General features: G+C 69.2%; 3 protein-coding genes. All 3 read left to right on the top strand.

Features of this window, described 5'->3' with window-relative positions:
• Positions 1–552 (top strand): helicase associated domain-containing protein (locus AB0I73_RS40640; RefSeq protein WP_363045411.1); only part of this gene is annotated, 552 nt, incomplete at its 5' end.
• A 93-nt stretch (positions 553–645) separates the two neighbouring features.
• Positions 646–1200, top strand: a complete 555-nt coding sequence (locus AB0I73_RS40635; protein WP_363045410.1) for a M23 family metallopeptidase — start codon at positions 646–648, stop codon at positions 1198–1200.
• 1431 nt (positions 1201–2631) lie between these two features.
• Complete coding sequence (locus AB0I73_RS40630; RefSeq protein ID WP_363045409.1) at positions 2632–3324, top strand: winged helix-turn-helix domain-containing protein; 693 nt, start codon at positions 2632–2634, stop codon at positions 3322–3324.
• Positions 3325–3817: the final 493 nt, after the last annotated feature.

Raw genomic sequence — 3817 nt, 5'->3', positions numbered from 1 at the left:
CCGGAGCGGGCCGCGGTACGCGCGCAGCAGCTGGCGGCGATCGACCCGGACTGGGACTGCCCCTGGCCACTGGACTGGCAACGCCACCACCGCGTCCTCGCCGACCTGGTCGACGCCGACGGTGTACTGCCCGACATCGCACCCGGGGCGCTGATGGACGGCGACGACATCGGACGATGGCTGAAGCGGCAGAAACAGCCGAGCACCTGGACGCAACTGTCCACCGAGCAACAGCAACGACTCTCCAAACTGGGCGTGACACCCGTGGAAGCGCCGGTACCCGCCCCGGCAGCCAGGGGTGCGTCGAAGGGGCCGGGCAAGGCACAGCAGGCATTCCAACGCGGACTCACGGCCCTCACACAATGGGTCGAACGGGAAGGCCCGGACCGGCCTGTACCGCGCGGCCACAGCGAACAGATCACGGTCGACGGCGAGCCGGAACCGGTGACCGTGAAACTGGGCGTATGGATCTCCAACACCAAGACCCGACGCGACAAACTCACCCCCGAACAGCGCGGCGCACTGCGAGAGCTGGGCATCGAATGGGCTTAGCAGGCCGTGGCTCATGCCTGTTGCGGCACGCCCCTCGACACCCGCCCCAGATATTCATGAACATGTCAACTCCCCCTGAAGAGGAGTTGCACGGTGAACAGAACGACAGGAGCCCGGCGCCGACTCTCCGCGATGGCGGGTGCGGTGGTGGCGGCCGCGGGCATCATGCTGTTCGGCGCCGCCCCGGCCTCAGCCGCGGATTACTACTACGAGCTCCCCTGCCCGGCCGGCGAGGCCTACCAGGTCACGCAGGGCCCGGAGGGCACGTACTCGCACACCGGCCCCTACAACGAGTACGCCTGGGACTTCGGTCTCCCCGCGAACTACGAGGTCTCCGCCGCGCAGGGCGGCACGGTCCTGGTCTCGGACTGGTCCCCGTACTGGCAGAACGGCATCGAGGTGATCATCCGGCACTCGAACGGCCAGTGCACCCACTACGCGCACCTGAACCGGGCCATCTACAACACCGGTGACTGGGTCCCGCAGGGCCGGGTCATCGGCTGGTCGGGCAGCACGGGCGCGTCGACCGCGCCGCACCTGCACTTCCAGGTGATCGACTGCAACACCCGGGTGGGCATCCCCGCCTCGCTCCAGGGCTGGGTGCCGTACACCGGGTCGTGGCCGGTCAGCGTCAACTCGTACGCCTGACACGCATGAGTGCGCGCATCCTCCCCCGGCGGGAGGGGGATGCGCGCCCAGATCACTGGCACATCAACACCTGAGAAATAGCGGCAAACTGCCGCAAATCATCAGCGAGGACGAAACAGGTGGGGCAGCCGTTAGCGGCTGCCCCACCGTCCCCCAAGGCCGGCCGGTCCAGCATGATCCGTGCGCCGCAATCGCCGCAGGAGCCGCGTGGCGGGCCCTGCGGCACACCCTGGACGAGTGGAGGAGTGGGAGTCCGATTCCCTTCCACCCCTCCCCATGCCTGAGGCCTGTTGAACACATCGTCGTCAAAACCAGCTGCCGTGCTTTCCAGCTCACCGTTACGCGATCTTCTGCTCAAACATTATTGAGGCTGAGACAACAACGGGGGCTTCGACAGCTCGTACGGTCCGCGACGATGAGAACCGACGTATGTCGGGACAGGCAAGTCCAGTTCGGAGACCGGCTCAGGCCTCGGTGTAAACGACGCGTATCACCTTGGCTCCGTAGTCGCACCACACCGTCGACGTCTGCCCAGCTCGGACTATCGGACCCCAGTGAGTGTATTCGTACCCATTGTCGAATCGCTTACAGTCGACGCCGCCGCGGAAGTAGTCGTTCGCTCCGCCCTGGCAGGTCACCGCCGCTCCCTTGTGTCCCAGACTGCCCTCGACGAGCCTGTGGGTGCAGTTGTAGAGGGACGCCGGAGCGACCGAAGCGGCCGAAGCAGTAGCCGGCACGCCCAACAGCCCAGCACCCACAGCCGTGATGGTGGCCGCCGTCAGCGCCATTCGCCGCCATACAGACATTTCATTCCTCCCACCCGTCATGGCCACGTGCCATGACCTCGCCAATTCATTGCTGGCGCCGTCAGTCTGCGGCGACCGGGTGGGGAAGGCGAAGACGTTTCGGCCTGGGCCGAAACCATCAAGCAAGACGGCACGGCCACGAGGTACGGCGGTACGGACGCACCGCCCGCCTACCGGGAGGGCCCAGGAAAGCGCCGCGGGCGGACGTGCGCCCCCTCGGCTCCATCCCGGCGACCCCTGCGCGTGGCGCGGTGCGGGGCGCCGGTTTGAAAACCCCGGCCGACTCGAAGAGGCTGAGCCCGCTCGTGCCGGTGACCAGGAGGGGGAGCGGGCGTGGCGCTTCGGATCCACTTCACGGTCGAGGACCTGGGCAGAACCCGGGTGGCATCCGCCTTCCGTCCGCTGCAGGAGTTGAGCATCGCCCTGCGGGTCTGGCGGAACACGACCCCGCCCCCGCGCCTGCGGGCGTGGCGCCGCGAGACCGCGGCGCAGCTGCCGGCCGCGGCCCGGCCGGCGTTCGAGCTGACACCGTCCCACGGCTGGGTGCCCGACTTTTTGGCCCCGCCCGCGGCGGGGGAGCCGGAGGAACTACTGGAGCAGATCCGCGCCACCCCCCCGCCGCCGGTTGCGCGGCGAGCTGGCGGACCTCACCGCGCGGCAGCCCGTGCCGCGGTGGACCCGGCTGCTCGGCGAGGACCCCGCCGTGCTCCAGCAGTTCGTGGACGGCCTGACCGCGGCCCACGGCGTCCTGCTGGCCCCGTACCGGTCCCAGATGGAGTCCCGGCTGAAGGCCGACAGCACCCTGCGCGCCGGACACTTCCTGCACGGCGGGGTGGAGCGGGTGCTGGCGCGGCTGCATCCGCGGCAGATCCGCTGGGAGTCCCCTGTGCTGTCGGTGACCATGGCCTCGGGGATCGACGCCGACCTGCACCTGGCCGGACAGGGGTTGCTCCTGGTGCCTTCCGTCTTCGGCACGGACGCCCCGGTCATCGTCCCGGACGCCCAGCCGCAGCCGATGCTCTTCTATCCCGCCTCGTCCGATGCCCCGCTGCCCGACCTCGTGCGGCCGCGCACGGGCGCTGCCGTGACGCTGGCGCAGCTGCTGGGCCGGACCCGGGCCGCCATCCTGCTCACCGTCGCGGACCGGGCCGGCTGCACCACAACGGAGTTGTCGACCACGGCGGGGGTCTCGGTGTCCACCGCCAGCGAGCACGCGACGGTCCTGCGGCAGGCGGGCCTTATCACCACCACACGCCACCACAAGGCGGTCCTCCACACCATGACACCCGTCGGCCGCGCCCTGATCAACACGACCTGACGGACGGGCTCAACGGCGGGGCCGTTGCCCACCCCCCTCCCTGCACGCCCCGTGCTGTCCCCAGCGCCCGGCGCCTCCCCGCCCGTGCGGGGATGGTCCCGGGTTGATCGCCCACACCTCGCCGTCGGCGTAGTGCTCCCCGCGCCCGCGGGGATGGCCCTCAACGGGGTACTGAACAGCACGAACACCGAGCCGTGATACCGATCGGCAACACAACGACTCGGCGATCCGTCAAAAACGTCAGCGTGAAACCGGCAACCACCGTCAGCGGCGCGACACCGGCCGTCACCCTCCCGACCAGGGCCCACACCACCCCGGAGCACTGACACCTCAAATACCGAAACCACACCGATAAACCGACGCAGATCAGGGAGACGGCCCGGACCCTGGGCGCGGCAATGTGTGCAGAACTCGTCTGGCGCAAGGGATTTGCACGGAATCCGCCTCCTGCGGCCGGCCGCTCCGTGTGGCAGCATGCCCTCCGGATCTTCCG

Origin of the sequence: Streptomyces sp. NPDC050388 (assembly GCF_040655635.1) — a bacterium.
Classification (GTDB): Bacteria; Actinomycetota; Actinomycetes; order Streptomycetales; family Streptomycetaceae; genus Streptomyces.
This window is presented reverse-complemented; position numbering and strand designations above follow the sequence as displayed.